The sequence below is a fragment of the Aquabacterium sp. T101 genome (assembly GCF_057219775.1).
Genome location: NZ_JBXVVZ010000005.1, coordinates 20,269 through 40,031, shown reverse-complemented (window position 1 = coordinate 40,031; position 19,763 = coordinate 20,269). Strand labels below are relative to the sequence as shown.

Here is a 19,763-nt window from a genome sequence, read left to right as displayed (position 1 = left end):
GGCCGGCCGATACATGCGGTACGCAACAGGACGTGAGCGCGTGCCACCGCGGCGTTCAGCGCACCAGGCCCATCCAGGGCCAGACGAACCCCGCCACGCCGAGGAACAGCGCCGCCACCGGCAGCGCCAGGGCCGCGGACAGGCGGGCCAGGTCGGCGTGCCCGTAGGTCGGCAGTTCGGTGGCGGCGAACATCGCCACCGGCTTGGCGCTGATCACGAAGGTCTGGCAGTAGCCGCTGGCCAGCGTGACCAGCATCACCAGCAGCACGGGGTCGAGGCCCTGGGCCGACAACGGCAGCGCCAGCGTGGGCAGCAGCACCACGGCGCGCGCCGTGCGCGACGTGATCAGCAGGTGCGAGGCCAGCGCCGCCCCGCAGGCCAGCGCCAGCAGCCCGGCGCGGCCCAGCCCCTGCAGGGGCAGTGCCGCCAGCATCGCGTCGGCCAGCAGCCGCGCCGCGCCGCTGTGCAGCAGCGCCTCGCCCAGCACCATCGTGGCCGCCAGGAACACCACGAGGTTCCATTCCACCGACTTCAGCGCGGACTTCAGCGTGACGCCGGTCAGCGGCCGGCAGGTGGCGGCCAGCGCACCGGCCAGCGCCACCAGCGCCGGGTCGATCCCGAGCGCGCTGCCGCCGGTCCAGCCGGCGATGGTGAGCACGACCACGGCGCCCACGGCCTTCTGCGCCGGGGTCCATGGCGCCGTGGGCGCAGCCGGCAGGGCCACGGGCCGCGAGCGCTCGGCGGACGTGAGGAACAGGCGCCCGATCAGCGCCGTGGCCACGGCGCAGGCAGCCGCCGACACCGGGGCGGCCAGCAGGGCCCAGTCCAGGTAGTCCGGTGCCGGGGCCCCCAGGTCGCGCAGGAAGTCCACCGCCACGAGATGGGCGCCGGCAGCCGGCAGTGCCGCGCCGGCCGACAGCAGGATGGTGCTGGCGAACAGCAGCGCCAGAGCCCGGGACAGCCGCGGGTCGCCCAGGGCCTGCGCCAGCACCAGGAACAGCGGCAGCAGCAGCGCCGCCCGACCCGACGTGGACGGCACCACGAAGGCCGTGGCCGCCACCACCCAGGTCAGGCGCCACAGCAGCGCGCCCACGGTGGCCGAGCCGGCCACGGCGCGCAGCGCGCAACGCTGCGCCAGCCCGCTGTGCGTGAGCGCCGCCGACAGCACGAAGGCGCCGATCATCAGCCACACGAGGCTGCTGCCGAGGCCGTCGAACACGCGCTCGGCCGGTACCAGGCCGAGGCCGGCCAGGGCCAGCAGGGCGCACAGCGCCACCGGCGTGTCGTCCAGGCCGAGCACGGTCCACGCCACGATGGCCAGCGCGAAGATGCCCAGCGTCAGGCGCGCGGCGTCGGGCCAGTGCGGCACGCCGAACGCCAGCGCCGCCGCGGTGGCGGCGGCCAGGCTCGCCGCCGCGGCCCAGCGCAGGGCGCGCCCGGCCGGCAGCGCGGCCGGCAGCCCGGCGTCGGAGGACGGGGACGACGCCACGCGGGCAGCCGGCAGGATGGACGGGACGGTAGCAACGGACATCGGGGGCTCCAGACGGTGGCGCGACGCGCGCCTCCCGTCACAGAGCAGGCGCGGCCGCCCGCGATACATCGCGGCCGGCCGGTCGGCGGCATGTATCAGCCGGCGGGGTCGGTGCTCTGTGCAGGCATCGACCCACCGGGAGACCCCCATGCCCCTCGCCACCATCCGTCCTGCCGCCCGCCTCGCCGCCCGCCTGGGCCTCGCGCTGGGCGCGGCGGCCCTGCTCGGCGCCTGCGCCACCAGCCAGCCGGTCGTCTACACCAAGGAGTCGCTCGCCGCGGCACAGCCCGAGCGCGTCTCGCGCGACGTGGCCGCCTGCCGCGACCGGGCCCGCACCGCCGTCGGTCTGAACGGCCGCAGCACCACGCAGGTGGCCGGCGCCAGCGGCCGCGCCGGCCTGATCGGCTTCGTCGGCACCGCCGTGGGCTCTGTGGTCGCCGGCAGCAAGGACGCCTGGGCGCGTGCCCGCGCGGGCGCCGCCGGCGGCGCCGCCGGCATCGCGACCAAGACCCTGCTGGAGTGGAACGACCCGGACGACGTGTACCAGGAGTACGTGGAACGCTGCCTCGGCGAGAAGGGCCACGACGTGCTGGGCTGGCGCTGAGGCGCCTGCCGCCTGCCTGATTTCCGCACAGTGCCGGCACGGCGCTGTCGGAAGTGCGGACAGTGCGGCGGCACCCGCGCGCCGGCGCGCGGGTGCGCCGGCCCTCGGTACCCAGGGCGTCTCGGGACTTCCCCTAGCCCGCCGCGTTCTGGCACGTGGCGTGCACCTCCTGCGGCTTCCACGCAGGAGACACGACCCATGAACCACCTGTCCCGCCGCGCGCTCGCCGCGCTCCTGGCCACCGGCGCCGCCGTGCTCGCCGCACCGACCGCCACCCTGGCGCAGGCCGGCAAGAACGAGATCCGCATCGCCCACATCAACGGCAAGACGGGCCCGCTCGAGGCCTATGCCAAGCAATCGTCGGTGGGCTTCATGATGGGCCTGGACTACGCCACCGGCGGCACGATGACCGTGGCCGGCAAGAAGCTGGTGGTGATCGAGAAGGACGACCAGGGCAAGCCCGACGTGGGCAAGAACCTGCTCGCTGCCGCCTACGGCGACGACAAGGTGGACATCGCGGTGGGCACCACCGGCTCGGGCGTCGCGCTGGCCATGCTGCCGGTGGCCGAGGAGTACAAGAAGATCCTGCTGGTGGAGCCGGCCGTGGCCGACTCGATCACCGGCGACAAGTGGAACCGCTACATCTTCCGCACCGGCCGCAGCAGCACGCAGGACGCGCTGGCCAATGCCGCCGCGTTCGACCAGGACGGCGTGTCCATCGCCACGCTCGCGCAGGACTACGCCTTCGGCCGTGACGGCACCAAGGCCTTCAAGGACGCGATCAAGAAGGCCAAGGTCGTGCACGAGGAGTACGTGCCGCAGAACGCCACCGACATCACCGCCGCCGCGCAGCGCATCTTCGACCGCCTCAAGGGCCAGCCCGGGCGCAAGGTGGTGTTCATCATCTGGGCCGGCAACCTGGCCGTGCCGTTCAAGATGCTCGACCTGGAGCCGCAGCGCTACGGCATCACGCTGGCCACCGGCGGCAACATCCTGCCGGCGATGACGCTGTTCAAGCGCGTGCCGGGCATGGAAGGCGCGCTGTACTACTACTTCGGCATCCCCAAGAACCCGGCCAACGAGTGGCTGGTGGCCAACCACTACAAGCAGTTCAAGTCGCCGCCGGACTTCTTCACCGCCGGCGGCATGAGCGCGGCCATCGCGGTGGTCGAGGCGCTGAAGAGGACCAAGGGCGACACCAACACCGAGAAGCTGATCGCCACGATGGAAGGCATGAGCTTCGAGACACCCAAGGGGAAGATGACCTTCCGCAAGGAAGACCACCAGGCGATGCAGTCGATGTACCACTTCAAGGTGAAGGTGGACCCGGCCTTCGAGTGGGGCGTGCCGGAGCTGGTGCGCGAGATCAAGCCCGAGGACATGAACGTCCCCATCCGCAACAAGCGATAACGACCACCCCCGTTGCGGCTTCGCCGCTCCCCCTCAAGGGGGCCACACCGGCGGACCGGCGGAGCCGGATCCGCGGTGTGGGCTGGGCAGTGAACTCCACCATGCTCGAGACTCGCGACTTGACGATCCGCTTCGGCGGCCACGTGGCCGTCGATGCGGTGTCGTGCGCCTTCGCGCCGGGGCAGCTCACGGCCATCGTGGGGCCCAACGGGGCGGGCAAGACCACCTACTTCAACCTGGTGTCGGGGCAGTTGCCGGCCAGTGCGGGGCAGGTGTGGCTCGACGGCGAGGACATCACCGCGCTGCCGGCGCCGCTGCGCACGCGGCGCGGCCTCGGGCGCGCGTTCCAGCTCACGCAGCTGTTCGCGCGCCTGAGCGTGCTGGAGAACGTGCGCCTGGCGGTGCAGGCGCGCCGCTCGCAGGGCCACGGCATCGACCTGTGGCGCGTGTGGCTGGACCGTCGCGAGTGGATCGACGAGGCGATGGCGCTGCTGGAGCGCGTGAAGCTCGCGCCGCAGCGCGACGCGCTGGCGGCCGAACTGCCGCACGGCGACCAGCGCAAGCTGGAGGTGGCGCTGCTGATCGCGCTCGACCCCAAGGTGTACCTGTTCGACGAGCCCACCGCCGGCATGAGCGCCGACGACGCGCCGGTGGTGCTGGACCTGATCCGCTCGCTCAAGGCCGGTGGCGACCGCACGATCCTGCTGGTGGAGCACAAGATGGACGTGGTGCGCGAGCTGGCCGACCGCATCGTGGTGCTGCACCAGGGCCGGCTGGTGGCCGACGGCGACCCGGCCACCGTGATGGCCTCGGCCGTGGTGCAGGAAGCCTACCTCGGCCGCGCCGCGGTGAAGGAGCCGGCATGAGCGTCGCAGCTGCGCCCGCGGCGGCCGCCGCGCTCGAGCTGCGCGGCGTGCACACGCACATCGACGCGTATCACATCCTGCACGGCGTGGACCTGTCGGTGCCCGCAGGCGCGATCACCGTGCTGCTGGGCCGCAACGGCGCCGGCAAGACGACCACGCTGCGCACGGTGATGGGCCTGTGGCGCGCCTCGGCCGGCAGCATCACCTTCGGCGGCCAGCGCATCGACGGCCGCCACACCGCCGACATCGCGCGCGCCGGCATCGCCTACGTGCCCGAGAGCATGGCCATCTTCGGCGACCTCACGGTGCGCGACAACCTGCTGCTGGCCGCGCGCGGCGCGCGCCGCGAGGCCGACCTCGACGCCGCGCGGCTCGCGCGCATCTTCGACTTCTTCCCCGCGCTGCGGAAGTTCTGGCTCTACCCCGCCGGCAAGCTGTCGGGCGGGCAGAAGCAGATGCTGGCGGTGGCGCGCGCCATCGTCGAGCCGCGCGCGCTGCTGCTGGTGGACGAGCCGAGCAAGGGCCTCGCGCCGGCCATCGTCGACAACCTCGTGGCCGCGCTGCGCCAGGTGCAGGCCGAGGACCGCACCACCGTGCTGCTGGTGGAGCAGAACGTGGCCATGGCCACGGCGCTGGGCGAGCATGTGGCGGTGATGGACGGCGGCCGCGTGGTGCATGCCGGGTCGATGGCCGACCTGGCCGCCGACGACGCGCTGCAGCAGCGCCTGCTCGGCCTGTCGCTGGAGGCGCACGCATGAGCCCCGCCCGGCCGCCCGAAGGGGCTCGCACCGCAGTGCGCAGCACGAAGGTACCCCAGTGACCCCCGCCGTGCCGGCCGCCGCTTCCCCCGCCGACGCCGCCGCCGTGCCGCGCGCGGCCTTCGACACCCGACCGCTGTGGCTGCTGGCCGCGGTGGCGCTGGGCGCGCTGCCCGCCGTGCTGGCCAGCGGCGGCAGCGCCAGCACCTGGCTCACGCTCACGGTGGCCGGCCTGGCCATGGGCACCATCGTGTTCATCGTCGCGTCGGGCCTCACGCTGGTGTTCGGCCTGATGGACGTGCTCAATTTCGGCCACGGCGTGTTCCTCGCGCTGGGCGCCTACGTGGCCGTGTCCACGCTCGGCGCGATGCAGGGCTGGGTCGACGCGCCGTCGCTGGGCGCCAACCTGATCGCGGTGTTCGCCGCCATCGGCGCGGCCATGCTCGCCGCCGGCGGCCTGGGCCTCGCGTTCGAGCGCGTCGTGGTGCGGCCGGTGTACGGCAACCACCTCAAGCAGATCCTCATCACCATGGGCGGCATGATCGTCGGCGAGGAACTGATCAAGGCGCTGTGGGGGCCGGTGCCGATCCCGCTGCCGCTGCCCGAGTCGCTGCGCGGATCGTTCGTCGTCGGCGACGCCGTGATCGAGAAGTACCGCGTGCTGGCCACCGGCATCGGCGTGCTGGTGTTCGTGGCGCTGGCCTGGGTGCTGGCGCGCACCAAGGTCGGCCTGCTGGTGCGCGCGGGCGTCGAGAACCGCGAGATGGTGCAGGCGCTGGGCTACCGCATCGAGCGCCTGTTCGTCGGCGTGTTCGTCACCGGCAGCGCGCTGGCCGGCCTGGGCGGCGTGCTGTGGGGGCTGTACCAGCAGAGCGTGGTGCCGCAGATCGGCGCGCAGGTCAACGTGCTGATCTTCATCGTCATCATCATCGGCGGCCTGGGCTCCACGCTCGGTGCGCTGGTGGGCGCGGTGCTGGTGGGCCTGGTGGCCAACTACACCGGCTTCATGGCGCCGAAGGTGGCGCTGGTGTCGAACATCGCGCTGATGGTGGCGGTGCTGCTGTGGCGCCCGCGCGGCCTGTACCCGGTGACCTCCCGATGAACGCGATCCGCCGCCTGCTGTCGCACGACCTGCCGCGCAGCCGCTGGCTCGCCGCGATGCTGCTGGTCGTGGTGCTGGCGCTGGCCTTCGCGCCCTTCCTGTTCCCGGGCAGCAAGGCGCTGGGCGTGGCGTCCAAGGTGCTGGTGTTCGTGCTGCTGGTGGCCAGCTACGACCTGCTGCTGGGCTACACCGGCATCGTCAGCTTCGCGCACACGATGTTCTTCGGCCTCGGCGCCTACGGCGTGGCGATCGCCAGCGCGCGCATGGGGCCGGGCTGGGATGCGGTGGCGCTGGGCCTGGGCATCGCGCTGGCGTTGTCGCTGGCGCTGTCGCTGCTGATCGGGCTGTTCAGCCTGCGCGTCAAGGCGATCTTCTTCGCGATGGTCACGCTGGCGGTGGCCGCGGCGTTCCAGACCCTGGCCTCGCAGCTGTCGGACCTGACCGGCGGCGAGGACGGCCTGACCTTCCGCAACCCGGAGTGGCTGTCGCCCGGCTTCGAGGCCGAGTGGCTGGGCGTCGCCGTCAACGGCCGCCTGCTCGCCTACTACCTGCTGTTCGCCGCCACGGCGGTGCTGTTCCTGGCGCTGCTGCGCATCGTCAACTCGCCCTTCGGCCGCGTGCTGCAGGCGATCCGCGAGAACGACTTCCGCGCCGAGGCGATCGGCTTTCGCACGGTGGTCTACCGCACGGTGTCCAACGTGCTGGCCGCGGGCTTCGCCACCGTGGCCGGCGCGCTGCTCGCGCTGACGCTGCGCTACACCGGCCCGGACACCACGCTGTCGTTCGAGATCATGCTCGACATCCTGCTCATCGTCGTGATCGGCGGCATGGGCACGCTGTACGGCGCGGTGGTCGGCTCGGCACTGTTCGTGCTGGCGCAGAACTACCTGCAGGACCTGCTTCGCCTCGCCGGCGGCGCGCTCGAGGGCGTGCCGGTGGTGGGGGCCGTGTTCACGCCCGACCGCTGGCTGCTCTGGCTGGGCGTGCTGTTCGTGCTGTCCGTCTATCACTTCCCCACCGGCATCGTCGGCCGGCTGCGCGCGCTGCGCAGCCCCGGCGGCGCCGCCACCCCCCGATGAGGAGACCGCCCATGTCCGCCCGCCTCCCGAAACGCATACCGCATCGCCTGCCGCTGGCCCTGGCCGCCGCGGCAGTCGTCGCCACCCTGCCCGCGCCCGCGCTGGCCGACGGCAAGGCCTCGCCGCACACCGGCCCGAACCCGCTGCCGGGCTTCGTGTCCGGCCCGGTGCGCATGACCGCCTACGACGGTGTCAACGACGACCTGCTGACCGCGGGCCTGGGCGCCGCCGGGCTGGCCAGCCCGCTGGCCCCGGGCTACGCCAATGCGCTGGCGCCCACCGCGGCCGAGCTGCGCCGCAACGCGATCTGGAACAACTACCGCGCGCTGGTGGACATGACCACCGCCGGCGGCTATGGCGTCTTCTACGGCCCGAACGTCACGACGCCGGGCACGCCCGGCAGCGGCGACGGCAAGATCGCCGGCATCGAGGCGATCGCCTTCGCCAGCGACGGCAAGGGCGCGCGCCACGTGACGCTGATGGTGCAGGTGCCGGCGCACTTCGACCCGAAGCGGCCGTGCATCGTCAGCGCCACCTTTTCGGGCTCGCGCGGCGTCTACGGCGCGATCTCCACCGGCGAGTGGGGCCTGAAGAAGGGCTGCGCCGTGGCCTACAGCGACAAGGGCACCGGCGCCGCGCCGCACGACCTGATGGCCGACACCGTGCCGCTGATCGACGGCACGCGCACCACGGCCGTCGCCGCCGGCGGCGCGGCCGCGTTCCGCGCGCCGCTGACCGACGCCGAGCGCAACGCCTTCAACGCGCTCACGCCCGACCGCTACGCGTTCAAGCACGCCCACTCGCAGGCCAACCCGGAGCGCGACTGGGGCCGCAGCACGCTGCAGGCCATCGAGTTCGCGTTCTGGGTGCTCAACGAGCGCTACGGACAGGCCGCCGGCCACGGCCGCAAGGCGCCCACGATCCACAAGCGCAACACGCGCGTCATCGCGTCGTCCATCTCCAACGGCGGTGGCGCCGCGCTGGCCGCGGCCGAGCAGGACCACCGCGGCCTGATCGACGGGATCGCGGTCACCGAGCCGGCGGTGCAGCTGCCGCAGGTGCCGGGCCTGTTCCACATCGAGCGCGGCGGCACGCGCGTGGCCGCCGCCGGCCTGCCGCTGTACGACTACATGACCTGGGCCAACCTGTACCAGCCCTGCGCCGGCCTCGCGCCGGAACTGGCGGGCACGCCGTTCCAGGGCAGCTATGCCGCGCTGTTCGGCTTCCTGGCCGGCAACCGCTGCGCGTCGCTGCGCGCCAAGGGCTGGCTCACGGCCGACACCACCGCCGCGCAGGCCAGCGAGGCGCTGGGCAAGCTGCGCGCCCGCGGCTGGGAGCCCGACAGCGACGCACTGCATGCGTCGAGCGCGGCGTTCGAGATCCCGTCGGCGGTGAGCGTGACCTTCGCCAATGCGTATGCGCGCGCGTCGGTCACCGAGTCGCTGTGCGGCTACAGCTACGGCGCGGTCAACCCGGCGACCAACCTGCCCACGCCGCTGGCGCCGGCCGCGCTGGCCGGCATGTTCGCCACCGGCAACGGCGTGCCGCCGTCGTCGGGCGTGGCGCTGATCAACGACCGCTCGGTGGGCGGGCCGCGGCGCGACGTGGGCTCGGTCAGCCCGAGCACCGGCGCGTTCGACATGAACGTCGACGGCGCGCTGTGCCTGCGCGGCCTGCTCGACGGCAGCGACGCGCGCGCCAAGGCGCTGCGCGAGGGCATCGGCGAGGCCACCCGCAGCGGCGAGCTGCGCGGCCGCCCGGCCATCGTGGTGCAGGGCCGCGCCGACGCGCTGCTGCCGGTGAACCACGCCGGCCGCGCCTACACCGCCTTCCACAAGGTGGTGGACGGCCGCCGCAGCCGCCTCGCGTACATCGAGGTCACGAACGCGCAGCACTTCGACGGCTTCATCGGCCTGCCCACCGTGCTGCCGGGCTACGACACGCGCTACGTGTCGCTGCACATCTACCTGTTCCGTGCGCTCGACGCGATGTGGGCGCACCTGGCCGAGGGCGCGCCGCTGCCGAAGAGCCAGGTGGTGCGCACCCTGCCGCGCGGCGGCACGCCGGGTGCGGCCCCCGCGCTGACGGCCGCCAACGTGCCGCCGATCGCCGCCGTGCCGGCCACCGCCGACGCGATCACCATGCGCGGCAACACCCTGGTCGTGCCCGACTGAAATGAACCAGCCCCGAAGCGCCTTCGGCGCTCCCCCTCCAGGGGGCGACCCCGGCGGCCGGGCGAAGCCCGTCCGCGGCGTCCGCTTGATGCGTCGGGCTCATGCGTCGCGGGTGGTGGCAGGCGACATGGAGAACTGAGATGCAGCCGTCGTCGCACTACGTCCGCTGCCTCGGCCGCGAACTCCACCTCACGGCCTGGGGCGACCCGGGCCACCCGGTGGTCGTGGCCTGGCACGGGCTGGCGCGCACCGGGCGCGACATGGACGACCTGGCCGCGCACCTCGCCGGCCACGGCTGGCGCGTGCTGTGCCCGGACACGATCGGGCGCGGCCTGTCGCAGTGGAGCCCCGCGCCCGACGACGAGTACTGCCTCGACTTCTACGCGCGGCTGGCCACTGCGCTGCTCGACACGCTGGCCGTGCCGCGCTGCGCCTGGGTCGGCACGTCGATGGGCGGCGCCATCGGCCTGGTGGCCGCGGCCGGCGCGCTGCGCGGCCGCATCGAGCGGCTCGTGCTCAACGACAACGGCCCGAGCCTGGCGCGCGCGGCCATCGAGCGCATCCGCAGCTATGCCGGTTCGCCCGCGGCCTTTGCCACGGTGACCGAGCTGGAGCAGTACTTCCGCACCGTCTACAAGCCTTACGGCTGGCTCAGCGACGCGCAGTGGCGGCGCCTGACCGAGACTTCGGTGCGGCGCCTGCCCGACGGCCGCGTGACACCGCACTACGACCCGGCGATGGTGCGCCAGTTCGAGACCCGCCCCGACGACTACGAGCGCTGGGCCGAGTGGGACTCGCTCGACATCCCGGTGCTGTGCCTGCGCGGCAAGGACAGCGACCTGCTGCTGCCCGGCACCGCCGAGCAGATGCGCCAGCGCGGCCCGCGCGCGGTGGTGGTGGAGATCGACGGCTGCGGCCACGCCCCGGCGCTGAACACGCCGGCGCAGTTCGGACTGGTGGAGCGGTTCCTGGCCGGGCATTGAACCGGCGCGCCATCCTCTCGTATAGGGATCGACGCGCTGCGCACGGTCGATAGACTGCGACCCGGATTGCCGGGAGGCTGCCACCATGGCCATGGTCGAAGCGCGAAGAGACGCCGCCGTTCAGGACCCCAAGATTGCGGTGGTGGTCATCCACGGCATGGGCGAACAGAAGCCGATGCAGACCCTGCGCAGCTTCGTGGTGGCGGCCTGGCAGCGCAACAGGGACCTGTTCCGCGACGTGGAGTCCAAGGTCGATCACGACCCCTGGGACGTCTGGACCAAGCCCGACACCATGTCCGGGTCTTCGGAACTCCGGCGCATCACGACCGCCCGCGCCCGGCATCCGGCCGACGCCAAGCTCCGCGGACAACGGGCGGACTTCTTCGAGCTGCATTGGGCCGACCTCACCACCGACACCACGTGGGGCGACTTCCTCCAATGGTTCGTCACCCTGCTGTGGCGCCTGAAGGTCCCGTCGCGCATGCGCCTGGTGTGGATGCTGCTGTGGGTCCTGGTCATCGCGCTGGGGATCAGCGCAGCCGCCACCGCATGGGCGGCCTTCGTCGAGAACCGGGGCAGCGACCCGCTCGCGGGCAGCCTGCCGGGCGCATTGCTGGCCTGGGACGGCTGGGCCGTCGTGACGGCCCTGCTGGCGGTGTTCGGGTGGGGCGTGAAGGGCTTCCTGACCACCTCCTTCGGCGACGTCGCCCGCTATGTCAGTGCGGCACCGCGCAACATCCGGGTTCGGCAGGAAGCCCGGCAGCGCGGGCTCAAGCTGCTGGACGAACTGGCGGCGTCGGGCGAGTACGGCCGCATCATCGTGGCCGGGCACAGCCTGGGCAGCATCCTCGCCCACGACCTGGTCCTGCTGGCCTGGGCACAGGCCGCACAGAAGATCCTCACGCCCACCGACTCGGCGCTGCACAAGGCCCTCAGGGCCTGCGAGAAGGCGAGCGACGAACTGCTGGGGGCCGCGGGCTACAAGTTCGAGGAAGTCACCCTGAGGCCCGAGGACCGCAGCAAGGTCAGCGACTTCTCGCGCAAGCCCCGGCCGGCCGAGATCCCCGGCAAGCTCGCGGCCTACCGCCAGAGCCAGCGGGATCTGTTCAAGGTGCTCGCTGCCACCCCCCTGACCGTCGGCAACACGCAGCGCCGGAGCGCCTGGCTGATCTCCGACCTGGTGACGCTGGGCAGCCCCCTCACCCATGCGGAGTTCCTGCTGGCGGACAGTCTGGAAGGCCTGCGAAACAGCATCCTGATGCGCGAGACCCTGAGGTGTCCGCCGGTGCTCGAGCCCACGGGCACCCGTGACTTGCCCGGCCCGCCGTCCTTCATTCACGAGTACCCCAAGGGCAGCGGCCAGTGGAGAACCCACCACGGCGCCGCGATGGCGCCGGTGCGCTGGACCAACATCCACGACGCGTCGACGCCGTTCTGGTTCCTGCTCGGCGACCTCATCTCGGGCCCCATCGCCAGGGACTTCGGCCCCGGCGTGGCCGACGTCAAGGTCACCATCCGCCGGCAGGGCGGCCTCTTCGGCACATGCCTGCTGCGCCGGGTCTTCACGCACACGCTCTACTGGTCGGACTTCATGAAGGGCTTCGCCATGAGCGAGACGCCGCCCGACCATGTGCTGGCGCTGCAGCAGGCCCTGAACTTCCTCGACGACCCCGCCACCGAGACCGCCCTGCTGGCCCGGTGCCACACTCCCTGAGGCGGCACGCGGACCCGGCGCGTCAGGCCGGCGCCGCCACCATCACCGCGCCCATCTGGCGCGCCATGTCGAGGAACCTCGCGGTCAGCACGTCGGAACCGGGCTTGCCCGCGAACTCGCTGACGATGAAGCTCTCGTTGCCCTGGCGCGCCTCGAAGTTGTAGCTCGAGTGGTAGGAGGCGCGGCCCGAGATCACCATCTCGGACGTGTCCGAGATCAGCACGCGGTTGCCGATGGGCGAGTCGGGCTCGTAGTGGCGGCTGCCCTTGACGACGGTGACGAGAAACCACATGGCAGCCTTTCGGGCGGGCAACGGATCAACGGGCCGAAGGGCGCAGGGCGAACCTGTCGTTGTCTGGGTTGTCGCGGGTGTGGCCGAGCATAGGCGCGATCGGGGTGCCGCGCGGGATGCCCCTGCAGCGTTCGGGAACAATGGCACGCCGGAGGACCGCCCTTGACCCCGCCTGCCCTGCACCGACGCATCGCGACGCTCGCCGCGGCGTGGTGCCTCGCGGTGCCGCTGCTGCCCGCCGCGCACGCTGCCGACGCGCCGGACGCCGTGTTCGGCAAGCAGCGCGTGGCCGAGTTCGTGGTGCCCGCCGAGGTGGTGGCCCGCTATGCGCGCCACCGGCCCAGCGCGCCGCTGCCCGGCGAGTCCAAGCTCGTCAGTGCGCTGATGGCCGACACCGTGGACTGGGCCGGGCCGCCGCTGGACGTCGGCCCCGGCCGCAACCCGTACACGGTGGTGATGCACCTGCGCGGCCGGGCGCTGGCCGACGGCGCGGTGACGTCGCTGTGGCAGGCGGGCTGGCGCATTGAGCTCAGCGACGGCGGCACGCAGGACCGTGTCGACCCGGTCACCGGCATCGGGCGCGACCTGGCGCGGGCCGGCGAGGCGCTGGAGTTCACCGTGGCTTCGGGCGGCACCAGCTTCAGCTCGGACCGGCAGGCCCTGCCGGTGGTGGCCCTGGTCAGCGCCCGCAACCTGCAGGTGGAGTCGCTGCGCGTGGAGGTGTGGCAGGGCGTGGCCCGGCCGCGCTGGCGCGAGACGCTGCTGTCGCTGCCCGCGCTCGGTGTCGGGCTGGCGATGCTGCTGCTGACGTGGTGGTGGCGCCGTCGCTGACGCGCCGCCGCAAGGCCCGGTGACACAATCGCCGCCCATGTTCGGGCATGCAAGGTCAACGCGCGCGGTGGCGCTGCTCGGCGCCGCGGCGCTGGCGGCGGCGGGTGCGGTGTGGCTGTGCCGCGCCGAGCTGGCCGCGCAGCGCGAGGCCTTCGACACGTCCGCGCGCATCGCGCACCGGCTGCTCAGCCAGCGCGCGGTGGAGCACGAGGCGATCCTCGGCACGCTGGCCCTGCTTCAGCCCGAGGCTGACGACGGCGGCGCCGCGGTACAGCGCCTGATCGCGCTGTACCCGCAGCTGCTGCGCGTGCACCGCCGCGCCGGCGACGGCCGCTGGCCCGTGGCCGCCTGGGACGCCGCCGAGGCCCAGTCGCGCGCCGCGTCGCAGCGCGCGGTGCTGGCGTCGTTCGACGCGGCACGCGGCCGCTTCGTCATCCTGCGCGCCGCCGACCCGGCGTCCTTCGCGCTGGAGGTGGACCTGCAGCGCGCCGTGCCCTGGACCGACTGGCCGTTCGACGAGGCGGCGCGCAATGGCCCCGTGAGCGCGACGCTCGGCCCGGACGGCGCGCCCGCCTGGCGCGTGCATGGCGCCGACGCCGCAGCGGCGGGCCCATGGCCGATGGCGTTTTCCAAGCACCTGGCCGCGGACAGCCAGCCGTTCGACCTGCGCATCGCGCAGTCGGTGGGCTGGGCGGCGCTGCCCTGGGGCAAGGTGGCGGCCTGGGGCGCGCTGGTGGCGGCGCTGGCCGCCCTGGCCGCCGCCGTGCAGCGCCAGCGCGCCGAGCGCCGCCGCGCCGAGCAGCTGCGCCGGCTCGACCAGGTGACGCGGCTGGGCACGCTGGGCGAGATCGGCGCCGGCCTCGCGCACGAGCTGAACCAGCCGCTGGCCGCGCTGATGGCCAGCACGCAGGCGGCCTCGCGCCTGCTCGCCGACGACGCGCCCGACCTGGCCACGGCGCGCGTAGCGATCTCGCACGCCACGGCGCAGGCACGCCGCGCCGCCGACGTGGTGCAGCGGCTGCGCCGCACCATCGAGCCCGGCGCCGCGGCCGACGCGGGCGCCGCGCTGCAGCCGGTGCGGTTGGACGACGCGCTGCGCCACGCGCTGGACCTGCTGCGCCCCGAGCTGCAGCGGCTGGGCGTGAACGTGCAGACCGTGCCGGCCGCGCTGCCCGCGCTGGCCGTGCGCGCCGACCCCGTGGGCGTGGACCAGGTGCTGCACAACCTGCTGGCCAATGCGCTGCAGGCGATGGAGCGCGGCGGCGCCGCCGACCGCACGCTGACGCTGGAGCTGCAGCGCCAGGGCGGGCGCGCGCAACTCGTCGTGCGCGACAACGGCCCCGGCTTCGCGGCCGACGTGCTGCCGCACCTGTTCGAGCCCTTCTTCACCACCCGCGAAGGCGGCCTCGGGCTCGGGCTGAGCCTGGCGCTGTCGCTGGCCGAGCGCTTCGGCGGCACGCTCACCGCACGCCCGGCCGCGCCGCGCGGCGCCGAGTTCGCGCTCGAACTGCCGCTGGCCTGACGCATGCCCTCCACCCCCGACGCCTCGCTGCAGCAGTCGCCGCTGATCCACGTGGTGGACGACGACGACGCGGTGCGCCACGGCCTCGCGCTGCTGATCGGCAGCATCGGCCTGCGCGCGCAGCCCTGGGCCGACCCGCAGGCGTTCCTGGCGGGCTTCGACCGCGGCGGCATCGGCGCCGTGCTGCTGGACGTGCGCATGCCCGGCATCGGCGGCCTGGCGGTGCTGGAGCGGCTGGTGGCCGAAGGGGTGGACCTGCCGGTGATCATGCTCACCGGCCACGGCACGGTGGAGATGTGCCGCCGCGCGTTCAAGGGCGGCGCGGCCGAGTTCCTGGAAAAGCCGGTCGACGACGAACGCCTCGTGGAAGCGCTGCAGCAGGCGGTGCGCGCGCATGTGCGCTCGCGCGAGCGGCGCGGCGCCGACGGCGCCATGGCGGCGCGCTATGCGCAGCTGTCGCCGCGCGAGCGCGAGGTGCTGGCGCTGATCGTCGAGGGCCTCACCAACAAGGAGATCGGCCGCGCGCTGGCGCTGTCGCCGCGCACGGTGGAAGCGCACCGCGCGCACCTGTTCGACAAGCTCGGCGCGGGGTCGCTGGCGCAGCTGATCCGCCAGTACGCGGCGCTGGTGGAGCGCGACGCGGCGGCGCGGGGCGCGGGCGGCACCGCGTAGTTCTACGCATCGGCCGCCGTAGCCGTGCGAATGGCCGCCGCGCGGCGCGGTTCCTACAGTGCCGCCATGGCCTGCGACGGACGCCGGCCTGCCCCACCGAAGGAACACCGCACCATGACGAAGACCCCGAAGTTCGCCGCCCTGGCCCTGCTGGCCGCCGCCGCGCTGGCCCAGGCCCAGACCGCCCCTGCCTCCGCCGTGCGCACCGAGCGCAACATGTCGCTCGAGCTGGCCAGCCAGATCGCCGCGGCCGGCACCGCTGCCTGCGCCGCCAACGGCTACGCCGTCACCACCACCGTGGTGGACCGGGCCGGCGGCGTGCGCGCCGTGGCCCGCGCCGACAACGCCGGCCCGCACACGCTGGAAGCCAGCCGACTGAAGGCCTACACCTCGGCCTCGGCCAAGAACGCCACGCTGGCGATGATGGACGCGGCGCAGAAGAACCCCGCCGCCGCCAACCTGGTGCACATCCCCGGCTACCTGCTGCTCGGCGGCGGCGTGCCGGTGCGCGTGGGCAACGAGGTGATCGGCGCGGTGGGCATCGGCGGTGCGCCGGGCGGCCACCTCGACGAGCAGTGCGCCAACGCCGCGCTGGACAAGGTGAAGGACCTGCTCAAGTGAGCGCCCTGCCGCGCAGATCCCTGCTCGGCGCCGCCGCGCTGGCGCTGGCCGCCCTGGCGGCTGCAGCGCCGGCCGCCGCGCAGGTGGGCCCGCGGGGCGACGAGGTGGCGCGCTTCGGCCCGCTGCACGCCGCCGCGCACAAGGGCGACCTCGAAGGCATCCGGCGCGCGCTGGCCGGCGGCACGCCGGTGGACGCGCGCGATGCGTACGGCCGCACCGCCGTGCACGTGGCGGCGTTCGCACGCCAGCGCGACGCGATCCGCGCGCTGGCCGCCGCCGGCGCCAACCTCGGCCTGCTGGAGAACGACCGCTACGACGCGGTGACCATCGTGGCCGTGGCCGACGACGAGGAGACGCTGCGCGTGCTGCTGCAGCTGGGGGCGAGCGCCAAGCTCACCACCAGCCGCTACGACGGCACCGCGCTGATCGCCGCGGCGCACCTCGGCCACGACGGCGTGGTGCGCCAGCTGATCGCCGCCGGCGCGCCGCTGGACCATGTGAACAACCTGCACTGGACAGCGGTGATCGAGTCCATCGTGCTGGGCGACGGCGGCCCGCGGCACCAGGCCACGCTCAAGGCGCTGATCGACGCCAAGGCCAACCTGCAGCTGGCCGACCGCAGCGGTCGCACGCCGCTGACGCTGGCACGCGAGCGCGGCTTCGCGCCGATGGAGGCGATGCTGGTCAAGGCCGGCGCGCGTTAGCCCGCAGGGCGGCCCGGCCGCCCGCGGTTTATGCTGGCCCGATGACCGGGCCGCAGACCGAGTTCGACGTGGTGGTGGTCGGCGGCGGCGCCGCCGGCTGCGCCGCCGCCGTGGCCGCCGCACGCTGCGGTGCGCGCGCGCTGCTGCTGGAACGCTACGGCTTCCTGGGCGGCGCAGCCACCAACGCGCAGGTGCTGTCGTACTGCGGCTTCTACCGCTTCGGCCCCGACGCCGAACGCAGCGTGGCCGGCGTCGGCGACGAGGTGCTGGCCGCGCTGCGCGCGATCGGCGCGCCCACCGGGCCCACGCTGGCGCGCAGCGGCAACTGGATCATCCAGATCGACCCCGAAGCCACCAAGCTCGCGCTCGACCGCGTGGTGGCGCAGTCGGGGGCGCAGGCGTGGCTGCATGCCTATGTGGTGGGTGCGACGGTCGAGGGCGGCCGCGTCGTCGACGTCACCGTGGCCAGCCACGCCGGCCTGCAGCGGGTGCGCGCACGCGCCTTCGTCGACGCCAGCGGCGAAGCCACGCTGTCGGTGCTGGCCGGCGTGCCGCTGTCGCACGACAGCCGGCACGACGCCAGCCAGCCGGCGTCGTTTCCGGTCCGCATCGGCGGCGTCGCGCGCGACGCGGTGGTGGACCGCGCATTGCTCACCCGCCTGATCGCCGAGCACAACGCCACGGCCGAGGTGCCGATCCCGCGCGCCGACGGCGGCGTGCTGGTGCGCCTGCCGCTGTCGGGCGACTTCTGGTCGATGGCGATCGACCTGCGCACCAACGGCCTCGACCCCGTGGACCTGGGCACCGCCGAGCGCCTGGGCCGCGAGCAGGCGTGGCGCTTCGTCGCGCTGCTGCGCCGGCACCCCGGTTTCGAGCAGGCGCACCTGCTGGCCACCGGCCCGCAGGTGGGCGTGCGCGAGACGCGGCGTCCGCGCTCGCGCGACGACGTGTCGGCTGCGGACCTTCGCGACGGCCGCCGCCGCGACGACGGCATCGCGCGCGCGTCCTGGCCGATGGAAGTGCACCTCGGCCCGGGCCGCGTCAGCTTCGAAGCCGTGGGCGGCGCCGGCCATGCCGACGTGCCGCTGGGCGCGCTGCGCGCCCAGGGCGTGGACAACCTGCTGCTGGCCGGCCGCGTGGCCGGCTGCGACGCGCGGGCCTACGGCTCGCTGCGCGTGATGGGCACCGGCTTCGCCACCGGGCATGCCGCCGGCGTGGCCGCGGCGCTGGCCGCCGGCGGCACCGACGCGGGCGACGCGCGCGCGGTGCGGCACACGCTGGTCGAACAGGGCGCGCTGGTCTAGGCGCGGCCGCATCGGCGTCGGGGCCGATCGGCGTCACCTCACAGGAAGCCCTGCTCCTTGTAGCTGGCGAACCCGGCCTTGGTGAGCGATGCAAGCTCCTTGAACAGCGGCTTGTCCACCTCGGCGAAGTTGAAGCAGGACTTGCCCTGCATGCGGCTCCTGAGCGCGGGCGACAGCGTGGCCAGGAGTTCCGGCTTCAGGTAGACCGGCATCAGGTGAAAGCTCACGAAGGCCTTCTTCACCTGGACCGCACCGAAGAACAGGGGCTTCTTGTTCTTCTGCAGGTACCTGGTGTCGACGTACAGCTCCGTCGCGTCGTCCTTCTTCGGATCGAGCTTTGCGGCGTAGGGCGCCATGATGGCCCTGAGTTCGGCAAAGACGGCGTTCAGATCGGCCATGCGGATGCTCCTGTGCTCAAGTGAAGGGGTGGGCCGCACCGCTACCGGGGCCTTGCGCGGAGGCGACGGCGATGCATGGAAGGCTCACGATCGCACCCACTGGTACCGGATGGCCTCGAGCTTGAACATGTTCTCCGACTCGCGCTCCACCTCGCTGAACCCGTGGTGCTGGTAGAAGCGGCGGGCCGCGTGGTTGCGGGCGAACGTGTAGAGCCACAGGCGGCCATGCGAGTCGGCCTGCGCCAGGCGCACGAGCCCGGACCCGATGCCCCGCCCGAGGTGCGTCACCCTGACGTACAGGTGCGCGATCGACTCCGGCGTCGACGCCATGAAGGCGACGATGGCGCCGTCGTCCCGGACCACGCGCACCACGTGCGTGGGCACCACCTCCCGCAGGAAGTACTGCAGCTGCTCCTCGATCGGATGCGGGTCCGTGATGCCGACGCCGTGCTCGAAGCTGGCGCGCCACATCCGCACCAGATCCGGTGCGTCCGCGTCGGTGTAGGGGCCGGCCTGCACGGCGGGAACGGCGGGGGCCGCGGTCAGAGACGGGCCTCGAGCAGGCAGCCGAACTCGCGCGCGAAGTCCACCGAGACCCTGGCGTGCACGGCACCCTGCTCGTCGAAGAAGCGTTGCCGGCCCGACGCGGTGAACACGCCTTCGTGCCAGATGTTCGGGTGGATGTACAGGCCGCGGTCGCCCGCGAACCGGAAGCAGGTGAAGCGCTGCGGCGTGACGTCGTCGCCCGGCAGGGCCAGTGGCACGTAGAACGGCCTGGGGTCGAGCGGGAAGAACAGCTGGCCCCCGTCGGGGTGGTAGTTGGCGTGCCAGAGCAGCATGCGCGTCGGCGGGCGCTGGTGCTCCTCGCGCGCCAGCGCGGGGTCGGTGCCGTAGGCCAGGATGTAGTGGCCCGACACCGCCTCGTTCCTGCCGTAGAGGATGTCGCCCTTCCACTCGCTGACGAAGGTGCCGCGCGTGGTGCCGGCTTCGTCGCCCGTGTCCTCGTCGACCGGCCGGGTGCCCTGCGCGGGCCAGCGCACGATCTCCACCTTGCACTGTGCCGGGTCGGTGACGAGGTGCCCGTAGCCGGCGAGGTTGGCCTCGGTGGCGTCCACGACGGGCATCGTCACGGTGGGCAGCCCCGCCGGGAGCCCGGGATTCAGGAAGTCGAAGATCGGCATGGCGTTCCTGGGTTTGG

At 73.4% G+C, this 19,763-nt stretch carries 20 protein-coding genes; 15 read left to right on the top strand and 5 right to left on the bottom strand.

Features of this window, described 5'->3' with window-relative positions:
- Nucleotides 1-55 precede the first annotated feature (55 nt).
- Nucleotides 56-1,531: an SLC13 family permease gene (locus tag AC2EAQ_RS13725; protein WP_484644895.1), complete on the bottom strand. Its 1,476-nt coding sequence runs from the start codon at nucleotides 1,529-1,531 to the stop codon at nucleotides 56-58.
- A gap of 148 nt (nucleotides 1,532-1,679) precedes the next feature.
- Between AC2EAQ_RS13725 and AC2EAQ_RS13720 the strand changes: the two genes are divergently transcribed.
- From AC2EAQ_RS13720 to AC2EAQ_RS13680, 9 genes are all read left to right on the top strand, one after another.
- The gene (locus tag AC2EAQ_RS13720; RefSeq protein WP_484644894.1) at nucleotides 1,680-2,135 is read left to right on the top strand and encodes a hypothetical protein; all 456 of its coding nucleotides are present in this window, start codon (nucleotides 1,680-1,682) and stop codon (nucleotides 2,133-2,135) included.
- A gap of 207 nt (nucleotides 2,136-2,342) precedes the next feature.
- Nucleotides 2,343-3,545, top strand: coding sequence for a substrate-binding domain-containing protein (locus AC2EAQ_RS13715; RefSeq protein ID WP_484645069.1), 1,203 nt, complete (start codon nucleotides 2,343-2,345; stop codon nucleotides 3,543-3,545).
- A 101-nt stretch (nucleotides 3,546-3,646) separates the two neighbouring features.
- Nucleotides 3,647-4,411: an ABC transporter ATP-binding protein gene (locus AC2EAQ_RS13710; RefSeq protein ID WP_484644893.1), complete on the top strand. Its 765-nt coding sequence runs from the start codon at nucleotides 3,647-3,649 to the stop codon at nucleotides 4,409-4,411.
- Nucleotides 4,408-5,169: an ABC transporter ATP-binding protein gene (locus AC2EAQ_RS13705; protein WP_484644892.1), complete on the top strand. Its 762-nt coding sequence runs from the start codon at nucleotides 4,408-4,410 to the stop codon at nucleotides 5,167-5,169. The genes AC2EAQ_RS13710 and AC2EAQ_RS13705 overlap by 4 nt, the downstream gene beginning before the upstream one ends.
- 106 nt (nucleotides 5,170-5,275) lie before the next feature.
- On the top strand, nucleotides 5,276-6,271 hold the full coding sequence (locus AC2EAQ_RS13700) for a branched-chain amino acid ABC transporter permease (protein WP_484645068.1): 996 nt from the start codon (nucleotides 5,276-5,278) through the stop codon (nucleotides 6,269-6,271).
- Nucleotides 6,268-7,350 (top strand): branched-chain amino acid ABC transporter permease, encoded by a 1,083-nt coding sequence (locus AC2EAQ_RS13695; RefSeq protein ID WP_484644891.1) that lies wholly within the window; start codon nucleotides 6,268-6,270, stop codon nucleotides 7,348-7,350. The genes AC2EAQ_RS13700 and AC2EAQ_RS13695 overlap by 4 nt, the downstream gene beginning before the upstream one ends.
- Nucleotides 7,351-7,361: 11 nt before the next feature.
- Nucleotides 7,362-9,524, top strand: coding sequence for a 3-hydroxybutyrate oligomer hydrolase family protein (locus AC2EAQ_RS13690; RefSeq protein ID WP_484644890.1), 2,163 nt, complete (start codon nucleotides 7,362-7,364; stop codon nucleotides 9,522-9,524).
- A 140-nt stretch (nucleotides 9,525-9,664) separates the two neighbouring features.
- On the top strand, nucleotides 9,665-10,507 hold the full coding sequence (locus AC2EAQ_RS13685) for an alpha/beta fold hydrolase (protein ID WP_484644889.1): 843 nt from the start codon (nucleotides 9,665-9,667) through the stop codon (nucleotides 10,505-10,507).
- 85 nt (nucleotides 10,508-10,592) lie between these two features.
- Nucleotides 10,593-12,221: a hypothetical protein gene (locus tag AC2EAQ_RS13680; RefSeq protein WP_484644888.1), complete on the top strand. Its 1,629-nt coding sequence runs from the start codon at nucleotides 10,593-10,595 to the stop codon at nucleotides 12,219-12,221.
- Nucleotides 12,222-12,243: 22 nt separating this feature from the next.
- Here AC2EAQ_RS13680 and AC2EAQ_RS13675 read toward each other — a convergent pair whose 3' ends face one another.
- Nucleotides 12,244-12,513: a hypothetical protein gene (locus tag AC2EAQ_RS13675; RefSeq protein WP_484644887.1), complete on the bottom strand. Its 270-nt coding sequence runs from the start codon at nucleotides 12,511-12,513 to the stop codon at nucleotides 12,244-12,246.
- A gap of 162 nt (nucleotides 12,514-12,675) precedes the next feature.
- Between AC2EAQ_RS13675 and AC2EAQ_RS13670 the strand changes: the two genes are divergently transcribed.
- The 6 genes from AC2EAQ_RS13670 to AC2EAQ_RS13645 all read left to right on the top strand — a co-directional run bounded on the left by AC2EAQ_RS13670 (nucleotide 12,676) and on the right by AC2EAQ_RS13645 (nucleotide 18,167).
- Nucleotides 12,676-13,344 (top strand): hypothetical protein, encoded by a 669-nt coding sequence (locus AC2EAQ_RS13670; RefSeq protein WP_484644886.1) that lies wholly within the window; start codon nucleotides 12,676-12,678, stop codon nucleotides 13,342-13,344.
- A 37-nt stretch (nucleotides 13,345-13,381) separates the two neighbouring features.
- Nucleotides 13,382-14,866 (top strand): sensor histidine kinase, encoded by a 1,485-nt coding sequence (locus tag AC2EAQ_RS13665; RefSeq protein ID WP_484644885.1) that lies wholly within the window; start codon nucleotides 13,382-13,384, stop codon nucleotides 14,864-14,866.
- Between the two features lie 3 nt (nucleotides 14,867-14,869).
- Nucleotides 14,870-15,538, top strand: a complete 669-nt coding sequence (locus tag AC2EAQ_RS13660) for a response regulator transcription factor (protein ID WP_484644884.1) — start codon at nucleotides 14,870-14,872, stop codon at nucleotides 15,536-15,538.
- A 114-nt stretch (nucleotides 15,539-15,652) separates the two neighbouring features.
- Entirely contained in the window at nucleotides 15,653-16,159 is a 507-nt protein-coding gene (locus AC2EAQ_RS13655; RefSeq protein WP_484644883.1) for a GlcG/HbpS family heme-binding protein, read from the top strand.
- 5 nt (nucleotides 16,160-16,164) lie between these two features.
- Nucleotides 16,165-16,863 (top strand): ankyrin repeat domain-containing protein, encoded by a 699-nt coding sequence (locus AC2EAQ_RS13650; RefSeq protein ID WP_484645067.1) that lies wholly within the window; start codon nucleotides 16,165-16,167, stop codon nucleotides 16,861-16,863.
- A 41-nt stretch (nucleotides 16,864-16,904) separates the two neighbouring features.
- Complete coding sequence (locus AC2EAQ_RS13645; RefSeq protein ID WP_484644882.1) at nucleotides 16,905-18,167, top strand: FAD-dependent oxidoreductase; 1,263 nt, start codon at nucleotides 16,905-16,907, stop codon at nucleotides 18,165-18,167.
- Between the two features lie 38 nt (nucleotides 18,168-18,205).
- Here the strand turns inward: AC2EAQ_RS13645 and AC2EAQ_RS13640 are convergent, their stop codons facing one another.
- The 3 genes from AC2EAQ_RS13640 to AC2EAQ_RS13630 all read right to left on the bottom strand — a co-directional run bounded on the left by AC2EAQ_RS13640 (nucleotide 18,206) and on the right by AC2EAQ_RS13630 (nucleotide 19,746).
- Complete coding sequence (locus AC2EAQ_RS13640; RefSeq protein ID WP_484644881.1) at nucleotides 18,206-18,565, bottom strand: hypothetical protein; 360 nt, start codon at nucleotides 18,563-18,565, stop codon at nucleotides 18,206-18,208.
- 84 nt (nucleotides 18,566-18,649) lie between these two features.
- Nucleotides 18,650-19,084 carry a GNAT family N-acetyltransferase gene (locus tag AC2EAQ_RS13635; RefSeq protein ID WP_484644880.1) on the bottom strand — a complete coding sequence of 145 codons (435 nt, stop codon included), beginning with the start codon at nucleotides 19,082-19,084 and terminating at the stop codon, nucleotides 18,650-18,652.
- A gap of 23 nt (nucleotides 19,085-19,107) precedes the next feature.
- Entirely contained in the window at nucleotides 19,108-19,746 is a 639-nt protein-coding gene (locus tag AC2EAQ_RS13630) for an ureidoglycolate lyase (RefSeq protein ID WP_484644879.1), read from the bottom strand.
- Nucleotides 19,747-19,763: the final 17 nt, after the last annotated feature.